Annotated in this window: 12 protein-coding genes and 1 pseudogene; 6 read left to right on the top strand and 7 right to left on the bottom strand. The window is 57.8% G+C overall.

Annotation, left to right across the window (positions count from 1 at the left end; all coding sequences use genetic code 11):
• Positions 1-23: 23 nt before the first annotated feature.
• Positions 24-128 (bottom strand): pyrBI operon leader peptide, encoded by a 105-nt coding sequence (locus HV242_RS02320; protein WP_168769597.1) that lies wholly within the window; start codon positions 126-128, stop codon positions 24-26.
• On the opposite strand from HV242_RS02320, the pseudogene HV242_RS02325 reads away from it, so the two are divergent.
• Positions 108-225: pseudogene (locus HV242_RS02325) on the top strand (hypothetical protein). The gene HV242_RS02320 and the pseudogene HV242_RS02325 overlap by 21 nt on opposite strands.
• A gap of 3 nt (positions 226-228) precedes the next feature.
• On the opposite strand, the gene HV242_RS02330 reads toward HV242_RS02325, so the two are convergent.
• The 5 genes from HV242_RS02330 to arcA all read right to left on the bottom strand — a co-directional run bounded on the left by HV242_RS02330 (position 229) and on the right by arcA (position 5,476).
• A complete protein-coding gene (locus tag HV242_RS02330) occupies positions 229-708 on the bottom strand; it encodes an arginine repressor (protein WP_025205741.1) in 480 nt (159 codons plus the stop codon).
• An 80-nt stretch (positions 709-788) separates the two neighbouring features.
• Positions 789-2,192, bottom strand: coding sequence for a YfcC family protein (locus HV242_RS02335; protein WP_020885390.1), 1,404 nt, complete (start codon positions 2,190-2,192; stop codon positions 789-791).
• Positions 2,193-2,238: 46 nt separating this feature from the next.
• Positions 2,239-3,243: an ornithine carbamoyltransferase gene (argF, locus tag HV242_RS02340; protein WP_050737574.1), complete on the bottom strand. Its 1,005-nt coding sequence runs from the start codon at positions 3,241-3,243 to the stop codon at positions 2,239-2,241.
• 90 nt (positions 3,244-3,333) lie between these two features.
• Positions 3,334-4,245, bottom strand: coding sequence for a carbamate kinase (gene arcC / locus HV242_RS02345; protein ID WP_050737573.1), 912 nt, complete (start codon positions 4,243-4,245; stop codon positions 3,334-3,336).
• A gap of 10 nt (positions 4,246-4,255) precedes the next feature.
• Positions 4,256-5,476, bottom strand: a complete 1,221-nt coding sequence (gene arcA / locus HV242_RS02350; protein WP_020885388.1) for an arginine deiminase — start codon at positions 5,474-5,476, stop codon at positions 4,256-4,258.
• A 675-nt stretch (positions 5,477-6,151) separates the two neighbouring features.
• On the opposite strand from arcA, the gene HV242_RS02355 reads away from it, so the two are divergent.
• From HV242_RS02355 to HV242_RS02375, 5 genes are all read left to right on the top strand, one after another.
• Entirely contained in the window at positions 6,152-6,604 is a 453-nt protein-coding gene (locus tag HV242_RS02355) for a YhcH/YjgK/YiaL family protein (RefSeq protein ID WP_014168409.1), read from the top strand.
• A 218-nt stretch (positions 6,605-6,822) separates the two neighbouring features.
• Positions 6,823-7,731, top strand: coding sequence for a 2-keto-3-deoxygluconate aldolase (yagE, locus tag HV242_RS02360; protein ID WP_050737572.1), 909 nt, complete (start codon positions 6,823-6,825; stop codon positions 7,729-7,731).
• A 14-nt stretch (positions 7,732-7,745) separates the two neighbouring features.
• A complete protein-coding gene (gene yagF / locus HV242_RS02365; RefSeq protein ID WP_025205737.1) occupies positions 7,746-9,713 on the top strand; it encodes a xylonate dehydratase YagF in 1,968 nt (655 codons plus the stop codon).
• 335 nt (positions 9,714-10,048) lie between these two features.
• Positions 10,049-11,431: an MFS transporter gene (locus HV242_RS02370; protein ID WP_072126504.1), complete on the top strand. Its 1,383-nt coding sequence runs from the start codon at positions 10,049-10,051 to the stop codon at positions 11,429-11,431.
• Positions 11,432-11,442: 11 nt separating this feature from the next.
• Positions 11,443-13,062, top strand: a complete 1,620-nt coding sequence (locus HV242_RS02375; RefSeq protein ID WP_050737571.1) for a glycoside hydrolase family 43 protein — start codon at positions 11,443-11,445, stop codon at positions 13,060-13,062.
• Positions 13,063-13,066: 4 nt separating this feature from the next.
• Here the strand turns inward: HV242_RS02375 and xynR are convergent, their stop codons facing one another.
• Complete coding sequence (gene xynR / locus HV242_RS02380; protein WP_025205733.1) at positions 13,067-13,825, bottom strand: DNA-binding transcriptional repressor XynR; 759 nt, start codon at positions 13,823-13,825, stop codon at positions 13,067-13,069.
• Positions 13,826-13,829 lie beyond the last annotated feature (4 nt).

The following is a 13,829-nucleotide window of genomic DNA, read 5'->3' on the forward strand; positions in this document are numbered from 1 at the left end:
GACGCCGGGCAAAAAAAAGCCCCTCAAATGAGGGGCTCTGGGAATAGATTGTGCAACGGGAAGAAAAACGGCAGGCCAGCGTCTGATTTCAGACGCGGTAAGACGTTATGTCGTACACGCTTAACCATGCTTCCTCCCGGCAAATTGTCGGGCATTATACGCAGCTCGATTTTCGGATCAAGGGGTTTAATGCACACTTTACTCAATGCAAACGGTTCTTTATGAATATTAATTCGTTCTGAGTAAATAATTAATTTGTTTATGCACCAGCGCAGTACGCTTCACCACCCGGGGAGCGACCCAGACGATACTGCTTCCGGCAACCACACCTAAAATTTCCGGTAACTGGTGATAATCCAGAATTCGCGCCACCGCACGGCCATATCCGGCCACGGTATGAACAAGGATAAATTCGCTATTATGCTCCACGCTCACCACCATTTCGGAAACGGTACGCGCGGCATCGGGAGCAGGGCGCAACTGAGGATTCAACGAATAAATCTTTAGCCCTTTGGCATTTCGAATTTTTATGACACCGAGCAATTTCAGCAGACGCGAAACGGTCGACTGGCTGATGCTGTCAAACCCTCTCTCCTGCAAATCGCGGCGGATTTCTTCCTGGGAGAGATAACTCTTTTCGGCGATCAGCTGCTGGCACACCGTTAGCTGCAGTTGTTCTCTGGGAGAGCAGTCTTCGTAATCCATCATATTTCCCATATCAGTTCCCGACATAACCGGTGGCACCGCACCGGTCCGTAGGCCGGACAGGCGCAGTGCCAGCCGGCAAATTACAACAAGGCACCCAGGCTTAACGCCACCATAATCACCACCGTCAGGATCGCCAGCAGCGGCGCAACCCATTTCAGGTAACGCACGTAAGGCACACGGGCAATCGCCAGACCGCCCATCACAACCGCTGAGGTCGGCGTGACCAGGTTAACGATGCCGGAGGCCGACTGGTAAGCCGTAACCACCAGGTCGCGGTTGACGTTAGCGAAATCAGCAAGGGGTGCCATGATCGGCATCGTCAGAACGGCCAGGCCGGACGAAGAAGGCACAAGAAACGACAGCACGACCTCAAGCCAGTACATCACGTTGATAAACGCCACCGTGGACAACCCGCTGACCAGCCCTTCCGCGCTGTGCAAAATGGTGTGGGTAATCATGCCCTTATCCATAATGACTACGATACCGCGCGCAATGCCGATAATCAGCGCGACGCCCAGCAAATCTCGCGCGCCGTTGATAAACGTCGAGGTCAGCTCCTCTTCGCTCATGCGGGCAATCAGCCCGACGATAATGGCGCTGGCCAAAAATACCGCCGAGATCTCCGCCATCCACCAGCCCAGCACCGCTACGCCGTAGATCATCACCGCGAAAGCGAGGGCGAAGATCAGCAGAATGATTTTGCGCACCGGGGTAAATTCCAGCGACTGCTCGCCTTTATTGCCGAGGAAGTGGGCGAGGTTCTCTTCCTGCTTGTCTGCAACGATGGAGCATGACGGATCCAGCCGCACTTTACGGGCATAGCGCATCACCCATGCCACGCAAATGATCCAGCCGATCACCAGCAGCGCCACGCGCAGGGCGATACCGTTGGTGAACGGGATCCCGGCGGCGTTAGCGGCGATCACCGTGGCAAACGGGTTGATGGTGGAGCCGAGCGTACCGATCCCCGCCCCGAGCAGCACGGTGGATGCAGCGACAACCGGATCGAAACGGGCGGCCAGCATCACCGGGACCAGCAGGGTATAAAAGGGCAGGGACTCTTCGGCCATGCCGTAAATGGTGCCGCCAGCCGCGAACAGCGCCATCAGGATCGGGATCATCCACTCTTCACGTCCGCGAAGGCGGGTGGTTACGCGCTCGATCCCGGCGTCGATCGCCCCGGTTTTGGTGACGATCCCGAGAAATCCCCCGATGATCAGGATAAACAGCGCGACGTCGATCGCCCCGGCCTGGCCGGAAACGGGATCGTACAGCCCGGCAATGGGGGCCATCAGTACGGAAACCAGCCCCTGCGGATGCGCCGCCACGTGCGCGTACGTTCCGGCAATCGGCACTTCTTTACCGAGGGTTTCATTCATTGCCATCTGATACTGACCGGCAGGTACGACCCAGCTCAGTGCCGCCACAACGGCAATCAGAAAAAAGAGAATGGTGTAAGCGGAGGGAAACTTGAACTTGCCCATGATGTTCTCCTGTACCCGGCGCACCCCGTGGCGCGCCGGGCGGTGATTAGTCGCCGAGTGTCGCCACCATGACCGCTTTAATGGTGTGCATGCGGTTCTCTGCTTCGTCAAAGACGATTGAGTTCGGTGATTCGAAGACCTCTTCCGTCACCTCCAGCCCTTTCAGGCCGTAGGCCATCTCGATTTCACGGCCGACTTTGGTGTGTTCGTTGTGGAACGCCGGCAGGCAGTGCATGAACTTGACGTTCGGGTTACCGGTGGCTTTCATCACCTGGGCGTTAATCTGGTAAGGCTTCATCAGGCTGACGCGCTCGGCCCAGGCCTCTTTCGGCTCGCCCATCGAGACCCACACGTCGGTGTAGAGGAAATCGGCACCGTGTACGCCGTCTTCCACGTCGTCGGTGAGCGTGATGCGTGCGCCGGTCTCTTTGGCGATGGCGCGGCACTGCTCAACCAGCCCGGCTTCCGGCCAGAACGATTTCGGTGCGACGAGGCGGATATCCATCCCCATTTTGGCGGCACCGACCATCAGGGAGTTGCCCATGTTGTTCCGCGCGTCGCCAAGGTAGGCAAAGCTCAGGTCCGGCAGGGTTTTGCCCGGAGCATGCTCCAGCATGGTCATCAGGTCGGCGAGGATCTGCGTAGGGTGAAACTCGTCGGTAAGGCCGTTCCACACCGGCACGCCCGCATACTCGCCCAGCTCTTCCACGATGGCCTGGCCGTAGCCGCGATACTCGATGCCGTCGTACATCCGCCCCAGCACGCGGGCGGTGTCTTTCATCGACTCCTTGTGGCCAATCTGCGAGCCGCTTGGGCCGAGGTAGGTCACCTGTGCGCCCTGGTCAAAGGCACCGACTTCAAAAGCGCAGCGGGTGCGCGTGGACGTTTTTTCAAAAATCAGGGCGATGTTTTTCCCGACCAGGGTTTGTTTTTCACGTCCGGCTTTTTTGGCGGCTTTGAGTTCGATGGCCAGGTCGATCAGGTACTGGATTTCTGCCGGGGTGTAGTCCAGCAGTTTGAGGAAATTACGGTTTTTCAGATTGATGGTCATTGGGTCGTCCCTTTTAAAATGGTGTTGTCTGGTGCCCTCACCCCGACCCTCGCCCACAGGGAGAGAGGGAAGGTGAGGGGAAAATACGGTTCAGTGGCGAATCAACGTGCCTTTCTCGCCCGCCAGAATGTCTGCCCCGTCGGCCAGCGCGCCGATCCCGGCGATGCCGTTGCAGGCCTCGACAAACTCGCGGCAGGCGGCCACTTTTGGCCCCATCGAACCGGCGTCAAACTGCATGCCCCTGAGCAGTTCCGGCGTGACCTGTGCCAGCGGACGCTGGGTTGGTTTGCCCCAGTCGAGGTACACCGCGTCGGCATCGGTCAGGATCAGCAGGGCATCGGCTTCAATCTGGCGCGCCAGCAGGGCGGCAGAGAGGTCTTTGTCGATCACCGCTTCAATGCCGTGATACCCATTGGCGTTTTCCACCACCGGCACGCCGCCGCCGCCGTTGCAGATCACCAGGTGATCGCGCTGTATCAGTGCCGTGATGGCGTCGCTCTCAACGATGCGTTTCGGCTGTGGAGAGGGAACCACCCGGCGGAAATAGCTGCCGTCGGCCTTGAACACCCAGCCTTTCTCCGCCTGCAGCGTTTTTGCCTGGGTTTCGCTGTAGACCGGGCCGATGTATTTGGTCGGGTTAGTAAATGCCGGATCGGCGGCGTCCACTTCCACCTGGGTGAGCAGGACGCTCACCTCACGCTGGGGCAGGTTGTTTTTCAGCGCCTGCTGGAGCATGTAGCCGATCATTCCCTGGCTTTCGGCGCCGAGGATGTCCAGCGGGTAGGGCGTGACTTTGTCGTACGCGCTGTTTTGCAGCGCCAGCAGCCCAACCTGCGGCCCGTTGCCGTGAACCAGTACCACGCGCCACTGTTCCGTCAGCCCGGCGATGGTGCGGGCCGCTAGCTCGATGTTCTGGCGCTGGATCTCCGCTTCCAGCGGCTCGCCGCGTTTCAGCAATGCGTTACCGCCAAGCGCCACAACCAGAGTGGGTTTTCGTTCCATGATGGCTCCTTTAAATTCCGTCGCGTTCCAGTGGGCAGCTCATGCAGCGCGCGCCGCCGCGGCCGCGTCCCAGTTCGTCACCCGGGATAGGCAGCACGGTGATACCCGCTTTGTCATATTTCTCGTTGGTCCAGACGTTACGTTCGTAGCCAATCACCACGCCCGGGCGGATGGTCAGCACGTTATTCGCGTCATTCCACTGTTCGCGTTCGGCTTCAAAGGCGTCGCCGCCGGTGGTGATCAGGCGTACCTGATTAATGCCGAGTGCTTTTTCAATGGCGTGCAGCAGATCCGTTTCCTGGGTGCGCAGCAGGCCACCGCGGCCGTCCGGAGTGAGCGTCCAGCACTGAGCGTCTTTGCGCACCACTTCCGGGTAGACGGAGAAAGTGTCCACGTCGATGTGGGTCATGACGGTATCGAGGTGCATACAGGAGCGGTGTTTTGGCAGTTCCACAGCGATGACGCGCTCGGCCTGGCGGTGTTTGAACAGGCTATTGGCGAGGAACTCAACGCCCTGCGGCGTGGTGCGTTCAGACATGCCGATTAACACTGCGCCGCGGCCAATAACTAATACGTCACCGCCCTCTAACGTGGCGTGGTCGTAATTAATGTTTTCATCGCCGAAATACTTAATAAAATCGCCATCGGCAAATGCAGGGTGCCAGCGATATATGGCCCGGAGATTATTGGTTTCACGCTGGCGGGCCGCTTTGGCCATCGGGTTAATTGACACGCCGTTATAAATCCAGCACGAGGTATCGCGGGTAAATAAATGGTTAGGCAGTGGCTTCATAATAAAATCATTTGCCGTGTGGGTATCCACCACCATATTTTTAAAGGCCGCCGGAATTTCACCGTAGGTTAATCCGCCGCTTAATCTGCGTGCCAGTTCGCGGTGTGGCATATCTGCCAGCCAGCCGCGCACGTCGCCGGCAAAGGTTGGCCCGAGGCGATAGTCAGAGATTTGCGTCTCCAGCAGCCAGGTTTTGGCTTCCGCAATATCAAGCGTTTGCGTGAGAAGGTCGGTCAACAGCAGGACTTCCACACCCTGTTCACGCAGGGTGTTAGCGAAGATGTCATGCTCTTCACCCGCCCGCTCAACCGAGAGCACATCATCGAATAGCAGCTCCTGGCAGTTCGATGGCGTTAAACGTTTCAGACTTAAATTTGGGCGGTGCAGCATAACGCTACGCAATTGACCAATTTCAGAACCGACGTAATGCTTTTCCATAATTATTCCTTTAACTGTTTTTCAGAATAAAAAGGGCATGCGCCATGTGATGTCTTTATTTACATGGCGGCTAAGCTCAATTGATTTCGAGATTTATAGTAGGCGCTTAAATAATGAATATTGTGACGTCGCTCACGTGAAAATGGCTATTAAGGAGTTTGTTTTCATTTGCATGATTCGTATCAGATAATGATTAATTTGATTATATTTGCGGGTGAATAGCTAAGCAGGATCCGTTGGCATTATTTGGAGTTGTTATTATTTTGTAGAATTTAATGTTTTGACATATTTAGTTATGGTATTGATTTTAATGATAATTAAACGGCGCGCAGAATGACTATGCATTATTACCCATTAACTATTTTTGACTTAAGAAAAATCAATAAATAATTATGGGATTTAATAGCAAATTACCAAAATGATAAAGTGTGAAGTCACAGAGAGTTTTGCTATGAAGCGTATACGATCAGTAAGTTAGCATCACGGCCTGAAAGCGGAGGGCTGAGGTTATGCATAAAGACTGCATAAATGCCTGTGAGCGATTAACAGTGGAGTAACACATTTCCCGATAAACATGCGCTCGCGCAAAACTCATCGAAAAAGCGGTGGTAGGACAGTCTGAATTCTCGTATAAAAGATTAAAATGAAACGCTGTTTTATATTGAGGGTTTATTTATGATCGCTGGCAACATCCATCATCTGCAGTCCTGGCTACCTGAAGAACTGCGTCAGGCTATCGAGTACGTCAAGGCGCACGTTACCGATGCTACCCCCTGCGGCAAGCACGACATCGACGGCAACAGCCTGTTTTATCTGGTGTCTGAAGATATGACCCAGCCGTTTGCCGAGCGCCGTGCTGAGTATCACGCCCGCTATCTGGATATTCAGATAATCATGAAAGGCCAGGAGGGGATGACCTTCAGTACCCTGCCGCACGGTACGCCGGACACCGACTGGCTGGCGGATAAAGACATCGCGTTTTTGCCCGAGGGCGGGCAGGAGAAAACGGTGGTGTTAAGTGAAGGTGATTTTGTGGTGTTCTATCCGGGTGAAGTGCATAAGCCGCTGTGCGCGGTGGGCGCGCCTGCGAAGGTGCGTAAAGTGGTAGTGAAAATGCTGGTGGGGTAAGCCCTGTTAGCGTAAGCGAAGGGTGAAACGTTCCCTCTCCCGGTGGGAGAGGGTGAAAGCATCAGGCCGCAGCCCGTCATTATGTGATCCAGCTTATATTTTCCGCACTCCCTCCTCGCCTCCCATTTACCTGCGCTTTTTCTGCGTCATAGTATGATCGTTAAATTAATGAACGCCGTTCTATAATGTAGAACAAAATAATTCAGCAAGGAGATCTCATGCCGCAGACCGCGTTGTTCACGGGAATCATCCCCCCTGTCTCCACCCTCTTTACCGCCGATGGACAGCTTGATAAACACGGCACTGCCGCGTTGATCGACGACCTGATCGCCGCAGGCGTCGATGGCCTGTTCTTTTTGGGCAGCGGCGGCGAGTTCTCCCAGCTAAACGCCGAAGAGCGTAAAACCATTGCCCGGTTTGCTATCGATCATGTCGATCGCCGGGTGCCGGTGCTGATTGGCACCGGTGGCACCAACGCCCGGGAAACCCTTGAACTGAGCCAGCATGCGCAGCAGGCCGGCGCCGACGGGATCGTGGTGATCAACCCGTACTACTGGAAAGTGTCCGAAGCGAATCTGATCCGCTATTTCGAACAGGTGGCAGACAGCGTCACGCTGCCGGTAATGCTGTATAACTTCCCGGCGCTGACCGGGCAGGATCTGACTCCGGCGCTGGTCAAAACCCTGGCCGACTCGCGGAGCAATATTGTCGGCATCAAAGACACGATCGATTCCGTCGCCCATCTGCGCAGCATGATCCACACCGTCAAATCTGCCCATCCGCACTTCACGGTGCTGTGCGGCTATGACGATCATCTGTTTAATACCCTGCTGCTGGGGGGCGATGGCGCGATCTCGGCCAGCGGTAACTTTGCTCCGCAGGTGTCGGTGAATCTGCTGAAGGCCTGGCGTGACCAGGAGGTGGCGAAGGCGGCCGAATACCACCAGATCCTGCTGCAAATACCGCAGATGTATCAGCTTGATACGCCGTTTGTGAACGTCATTAAAGAGGCGATTGTGCTGTGCGGCCGCCCGATCTCCACATACGTGCTGCCGCCCGCGTCGTCACTGGATGAGCCGCGTAAGGCGCAGCTGAAAACCCTGTTGCAACAGCTCAAGCTCTGCTGAGCCGGAAGACGACGATGACCATTGAGAAAATTTTCACCCCACAGGACGATGCGTTTTATGCCGTCATCACCCATGCGGCCGGGCCGCAGGGAGCGCTGCCGCTGACGCCGCAAATGCTGATGGAATCCCCCAGCGGTAACCTGTTTGGCATGACGCAAAACGCCGGTATGGGCTGGGACGCCAACAAGCTGACCGGCAAAGAGGTGCTGATTATTGGCACGCAGGGCGGCATTCGCGCCGGGGACGGGCGACCTGTTGCGCTGGGCTACCACACCGGGCACTGGGAGATTGGCATGCAGATGCAGGCGGCGGCGAAGGAGATCACCCGTAATGGTGGGATCCCGTTTGCGGCCTTCGTCAGCGATCCGTGCGACGGACGCTCTCAGGGCACCCACGGCATGTTCGACTCCCTGCCGTACCGTAATGACGCGGCGATCGTGTTTCGTCGTCTGATCCGCTCCCTGCCGACGCGGCGCGCGGTGATCGGCGTGGCAACCTGCGATAAAGGGCTGCCCGCGACCATGATTGCGCTGGCCTCCATGCATGATCTGCCGACCATTCTGGTGCCGGGTGGGGCGACGCTGCCGCCGACCGTGGGGGAAGACGCCGGAAAAGTGCAGACCATTGGTGCGCGTTTCGCTAACCATGAGCTGTCGCTGCAGGAGGCTGCCGAGCTGGGGTGCCGCGCCTGTGCATCACCCGGCGGCGGCTGTCAGTTTCTCGGCACCGCGGGAACGTCACAGGTGGTGGCCGAAGCGCTGGGTCTGGCGCTGCCGCACTCCGCGCTCGCCCCGTCCGGGCAGGCCGTGTGGCTGGAGATTGCCCGTCAGTCTGCGCGGGCGGTGAGTGAGCTGGATAACCGGGGGATCACGACCCGCGATATCCTGACCGACAAAGCCATTGAAAACGCCATGGTGCTTCACGCGGCGTTTGGCGGCTCCACCAACCTGCTGCTGCACATCCCGGCGATTGCCCATGCGGCGGGCTGCACCATTCCGGATGTGGCGCACTGGACGCGCATCAACCGTAAGGTTCCGCGTCTGGTGAGCGTGCTGCCAAACGGCCCGGACTACCACCCGACGGTGCGTGCTTTCCTGGCGGGCGGCGTGCCGGAGGTGATGCTCCATCTGCGCAAGCTGGGGCTGCTGCATGAAGATGCCATGACCGTTACCGGCCAGACGGTCGGGGAGAACCTCGACTGGTGGGAAAACTCAGCGCGTCGGGCGCGTTTTCGTCAGTGCCTGCGCGAGCAGGACGGCGTCGATCCGGATGACGTGATCCTGCCGCCTGAGCGCGCCCACGCGAAAGGCCTGACCTCGACGGTCTGCTTCCCGACCGGCAATATCGCGCCCGAAGGGTCGGTGATCAAAGCCACGGCCATCGACCCGTCTGTTGTGGATGACGATGGCGTTTACCGCCATACCGGCCGGGTGCGGGTGTTTGTCTCTGAAGCGCAGGCTATTAAGGCCATCAAGCAGGAAGCGATCCAGCAGGGCGATATTATGGTGGTGATTGGCGGAGGCCCGTCCGGCACCGGCATGGAAGAGACCTACCAGCTGACCTCCGCACTGAAACATATCTCGTGGGGCAAGACGGTCTCGCTGATCACCGATGCGCGCTTCTCGGGGGTATCAACCGGGGCGTGCTTCGGCCATGTGTCGCCGGAAGCGCTGGCAGGTGGCCCCATCGGCAAGCTGCGCGACAACGATATCATTGAGATCAGCGTCGACCGCCTGTCCTTAACGGGCAGCGTTAACTTTATCGGCACGGCGGAACAGCCGCTGACGCCGGAAGAGGGGGCGCGCGTGCTGGCGTCGCGTCCGGTGCATCCTGACCTGCACGCCCATGCATTTTTACCGGACGATACCCGCCTGTGGGCGGCTCTGCAGTCAGTGAGCGGCGGCACCTGGAAAGGATGTATTTATGACACCGATAAAATCATCGAGGTAATTAACGCCGGTAAAAAAGCGCTCGGTCTTTAATTATATTTCTGGCTCTTGTCGTCTACGGAAAATATTCCGTGGACGGCTTTTGCATGTCTGTTTTTTATTATTGCGTAAATAATCTAATTGCATGAAAAGCAAGGTCTTTAAATGATATCAGGATGTCGAGTGGCGTCACAAAAGCAAAATATCATAATTCAGAAATAAGATATGACCATTGTCGGTTAATTGAACACTTAATTACACTCTATTAACACGATGTTGTGAATTCAGCACACGAAATAAGGGTGTATTCCTGATGATGCACCGGGCATTTATTTGCCTGAATCAGGACCCTGGCGTTTGCACTGTTCCACGTACTGCCGTTGGGGGTAATGATGCAATTAACCATGAAAGATAAAATTGGCTACGGGCTGGGTGACACCGCCTGCGGCTTTGTCTGGCAGGCCACCATGTTCCTGCTGGCCTATTTCTATACCGACGTGTTTGGCCTGTCGGCGGGCATTATGGGGACGCTGTTTTTAGTTTCCCGCGTGCTGGATGCCGTCACCGATCCGCTGATGGGGCTGCTGGTTGACCGCACCCGCACGCGTCACGGCCAGTTCCGCCCGTTCCTGCTATGGGGCGCGATCCCGTTTGGGATTGTCTGCGTGTTGACCTTCTACACGCCGGACTTCTCCGCGCAGGGTAAAATCATCTATGCCTGCATAACCTACATTCTGCTGACCCTGGTCTACACCTTCGTTAACGTCCCTTACTGCGCCATGCCGGGCGTCATCACCGCTGACCCGAAAGAGCGCCACGCGCTGCAGTCCTGGCGCTTTTTCCTCGCGGCGGCGGGATCGCTGGCCATCAGTGGCATTGCGCTGCCGCTGGTGAGCATCATTGGTAAAGGCGATGAGCAGGTCGGCTATTTCGGCGCCATGTGCGTGCTGGGGCTGAGCGGCGTGGTGCTGCTCTACGTCTGCTTCTTCACCACCAAAGAGCGCTACACCTTTGAGGTGCAGCCGGGGTCGTCGGTGTCGAAAGACCTCAAGCTTCTGTTCGGCAATACCCAGTGGCGCATTATGTGTGCGTTCAAAATGATGGCGACCTGCTCCAACGTGGTCCGCGGCGGGGCGACGCTCTACTTCGTGAAATACGTCATGGATCACCCGGAGATGGCGACGCAGTTTCTGCTTTACGGCAGCCTCGCCACCATGTTTGGTTCGCTCTGCTCATCCCGCCTGCTGGGGCGCTTTGACCGGGTGACCGCCTTCAAGTGGATTATCGTGGCCTACTCCCTGATCAGCCTGCTGATTTTCTTCATCCCGGCCGAACATATCGCCCTGATTTTCGCCCTTAACATTCTGTTCCTGTTCGTCTTTAACACCACCACGCCTCTGCAGTGGCTGATGGCCTCTGACGTGGTGGATTACGAGGAGAGCCGCAGTGGACGCCGCCTCGACGGGCTGGTGTTCTCCACCTACCTGTTCAGCCTGAAGATCGGTCTGGCGATTGGCGGCGCGGTGGTGGGCTGGATCCTGGCGTATGTGAACTACTCCGCCAGCAGCAGCGTGCAGCCGGTCGAAGTGCTGACCACCATTAAAATTCTGTTCTGCGTGGTGCCGGTGGTGCTCTACGTGGGCATGTTCATCATGCTGTCGTTCTACAAACTCACCGACGCCCGCGTGGCGGCCATCAGCCAGCAGCTGATTAAGCACCGTGCAACGCAGGGTGACGCCGTGCCCGACGCTGCGACAGCCGCATCCCATTAACAGGAGGCAACATGACAACGATAACAAACCCGATCCTCACCGGCTTTAACCCGGACCCGTCCCTGTGCCGTCAGGGGGAGGATTACTACATCGCCACCTCGACGTTTGAATGGTTTCCGGGCGTGCGCATCTACCACTCCCGCGACATGAAGAACTGGTCGCTGGTCAGCACGCCGCTGGACAGGGTGTCGATGCTGGACATGAAGGGCAACCCGGACTCCGGCGGCATCTGGGCGCCGTGCCTGAGCTACGCCGATGGCCAATTCTGGCTGCTGTACACCGACGTGAAAATTGTCGATTCGCCGTGGAAAAATGGCCGTAACTTCCTCGTCACTGCGCCCTCCATCGAGGGGCCGTGGAGCGAACCGATCCCGATGGGCAACGGAGGGTTTGACCCGTCGCTGTTCCACGACGACGATGGCCGCAAATACTACCTCTACCGGCCGTGGGGGCCGCGCCATCACAGTAACCCGCATAACACCATCGTGATGCAGGAGTTTGACCCGCAGACCGGTACCCTTTCGCCCGAGCGCAAAACCCTGTTTACCGGCACGCCGCTCTGCTACACCGAAGGGGCGCACCTTTATCGTAAAGAGGGCTGGTACTACCTGATGGTCGCCGAAGGCGGCACCAGCTATGAACACGCGGTGGTGGTGCTGCGCTCAAAAACGCTCGACGGGCCGTACGAGCTGCATCCGGACGTGACGATGATGACCAGCTGGCATCTGCCGGAGAACCCGCTGCAGAAGAGCGGCCACGGCTCGCTGCTGCAGACCCACACCGGGGAGTGGTATATGGCCTACCTCACCAGCCGGCCGCTGCGCCTGCCGGGCATACCGCTGCTGGCATCGGGCGGGCGCGGCTACTGCCCGCTGGGACGCGAGACCGGCATTGCGCGCATCGAATGGCGCGACGGCTGGCCGTACGTTGACGGCGGCAAACACGCGCAGCTGACCGTCCCCGGCCCGCAGATAGCGGAGCAGCCCGCCGCCTCCCGGGACAGCTGGCAGGAGGATTTCGACGGCAGCACGCTTGACCCGGAGCTGCAGACCCTGCGCATTCCGTTCGACGACACCCTCGGCTCGCTGAGCGTGCGCCCGGGGTATTTGCGGCTTTACGGCAACGACTCGCTCAACTCGACCTTTACCCAGTCGACCGTGGCACGCCGCTGGCAGCACTTCGCCTTCCGGGCAGAGACGCGCATGCAGTTCTCGCCGGTTCACTTCCAGCAGAGCGCCGGACTGACCTGCTACTACAACAGTAAAAACTGGAGCTACTGCTTTGTGGACTACGAGGAGGGGCATGGCAGAACGATCAAAGTGATCCAGCTTGACCACAACGTGCCGTCGTGGCCGCTGCATGAACAGCCGATCCCGGTACCGGACAGCGCAGAGAGCATCTGGTTACGGGTTGATGTCGACACCCTGGTTTACCGTTACAGCTACTCGTTTGACGGTGACACGTGGCTCACCGTGCCGGTGACGTATGAAGCGTGGAAACTGTCGGATGACTACATCGGCGGGCGCGGCTTCTTTACCGGCGCGTTTGTCGGCCTGCACTGCGAAGACATCAGCGGTGACGGCTGCCACGCAGACTTTGACTACTTCACCTACGAACCGGCCGCGAAATAGCGGATCAGGCCGGGTAACCCAGCGCGCGTGAGAGCTGGAGCCCGGCCTGCTGAAGTTGCTCGCGGAAGCTGGCCAGTTCGGCGTCATCGACCCGCGACGTCAGCGTCGACAGACTCAGGGCGGCAATCACGCGGGATTCATGGTTCCACACCGGTACCGCCACGCAGCGCACGCCCTGCTCGTTCTCTTCGCGGTCGAAGGCGTAACCCTGCTCGCGGGTCTTTGCGAGGGCCTCCAGCAACGCGTCGCGGGAGGCAAGGGTGGAAGGGGTATAGGTAGTGTACTGATAGCCCTCAAGCAGGGCGTTCAGCTCGGCCTCGCCAAGCCAGGCAATCAACACCTTGCCGATGGCGGTGGCGTGAACCGGCAGCCGACGACCAATGCGTGAATAGGCGATAGCCGCCAGCTTGCCTTCAATCTTCTCGATATAAACGCCTTCACGGCCGTCCAGGATCCCCAGATGGGTGGTCTGCCCGGTACGCTGCGACAGCTCCGTCAGCCAGCCTTTCGCCTTTTGACGAATATCGATTGAGCCCACCACAAAATGGCCGCGCTCAACCAGCTTCATGCCGAGGCGATATTTACCGTTTTCCGGGTTCTGATCGATATAGCCGTGAAGCTGCAGGGTTTTCAGCAGCGAGTGGAGGGTACTTTTGCTCAGCCCCATCAGTTTGCTGATGTCGGTGATCTTAAGCTCGGTGGCCTGCTCGTTAAACAGGTCGAGGATCTGCAACGCACGTTCAACAGACTGAATAATCGGCATAATG

It is taken from the genome of Enterobacter sp. RHBSTW-00593 (assembly GCF_013784105.1).
In the GTDB taxonomy this organism is placed as follows: domain Bacteria; phylum Pseudomonadota; class Gammaproteobacteria; order Enterobacterales; family Enterobacteriaceae; genus Enterobacter; species Enterobacter ludwigii.

What these genes read in the sequence shown, in the direction of transcription:
- HV242_RS02320 (WP_168769597.1), bottom strand. Translation starts at nt 128, where the DNA reads ATGGTTAAGCGTGTACGACATAACGTCTTACCGCGTCTGAAATCAGAC.
- HV242_RS02330 (WP_025205741.1), bottom strand. Translation starts at nt 708, where the DNA reads ATGATGGATTACGAAGACTGCTCTCCCAGAGAACAACTGCAGCTAACG.
- HV242_RS02335 (WP_020885390.1), bottom strand. Translation starts at nt 2,192, where the DNA reads ATGGGCAAGTTCAAGTTTCCCTCCGCTTACACCATTCTCTTTTTTCTG.
- argF (WP_050737574.1), bottom strand. Translation starts at nt 3,243, where the DNA reads ATGACCATCAATCTGAAAAACCGTAATTTCCTCAAACTGCTGGACTAC.
- arcC (WP_050737573.1), bottom strand. Translation starts at nt 4,245, where the DNA reads ATGGAACGAAAACCCACTCTGGTTGTGGCGCTTGGCGGTAACGCATTG.
- arcA (WP_020885388.1), bottom strand. Translation starts at nt 5,476, where the DNA reads ATGGAAAAGCATTACGTCGGTTCTGAAATTGGTCAATTGCGTAGCGTT.
- HV242_RS02355 (WP_014168409.1), top strand. Translation starts at nt 6,152, where the DNA reads ATGATCGCTGGCAACATCCATCATCTGCAGTCCTGGCTACCTGAAGAA.
- yagE (WP_050737572.1), top strand. Translation starts at nt 6,823, where the DNA reads ATGCCGCAGACCGCGTTGTTCACGGGAATCATCCCCCCTGTCTCCACC.
- yagF (WP_025205737.1), top strand. Translation starts at nt 7,746, where the DNA reads ATGACCATTGAGAAAATTTTCACCCCACAGGACGATGCGTTTTATGCC.
- HV242_RS02370 (WP_072126504.1), top strand. Translation starts at nt 10,049, where the DNA reads ATGATGCAATTAACCATGAAAGATAAAATTGGCTACGGGCTGGGTGAC.
- HV242_RS02375 (WP_050737571.1), top strand. Translation starts at nt 11,443, where the DNA reads ATGACAACGATAACAAACCCGATCCTCACCGGCTTTAACCCGGACCCG.
- xynR (WP_025205733.1), bottom strand. Translation starts at nt 13,825, where the DNA reads ATGCCGATTATTCAGTCTGTTGAACGTGCGTTGCAGATCCTCGACCTG.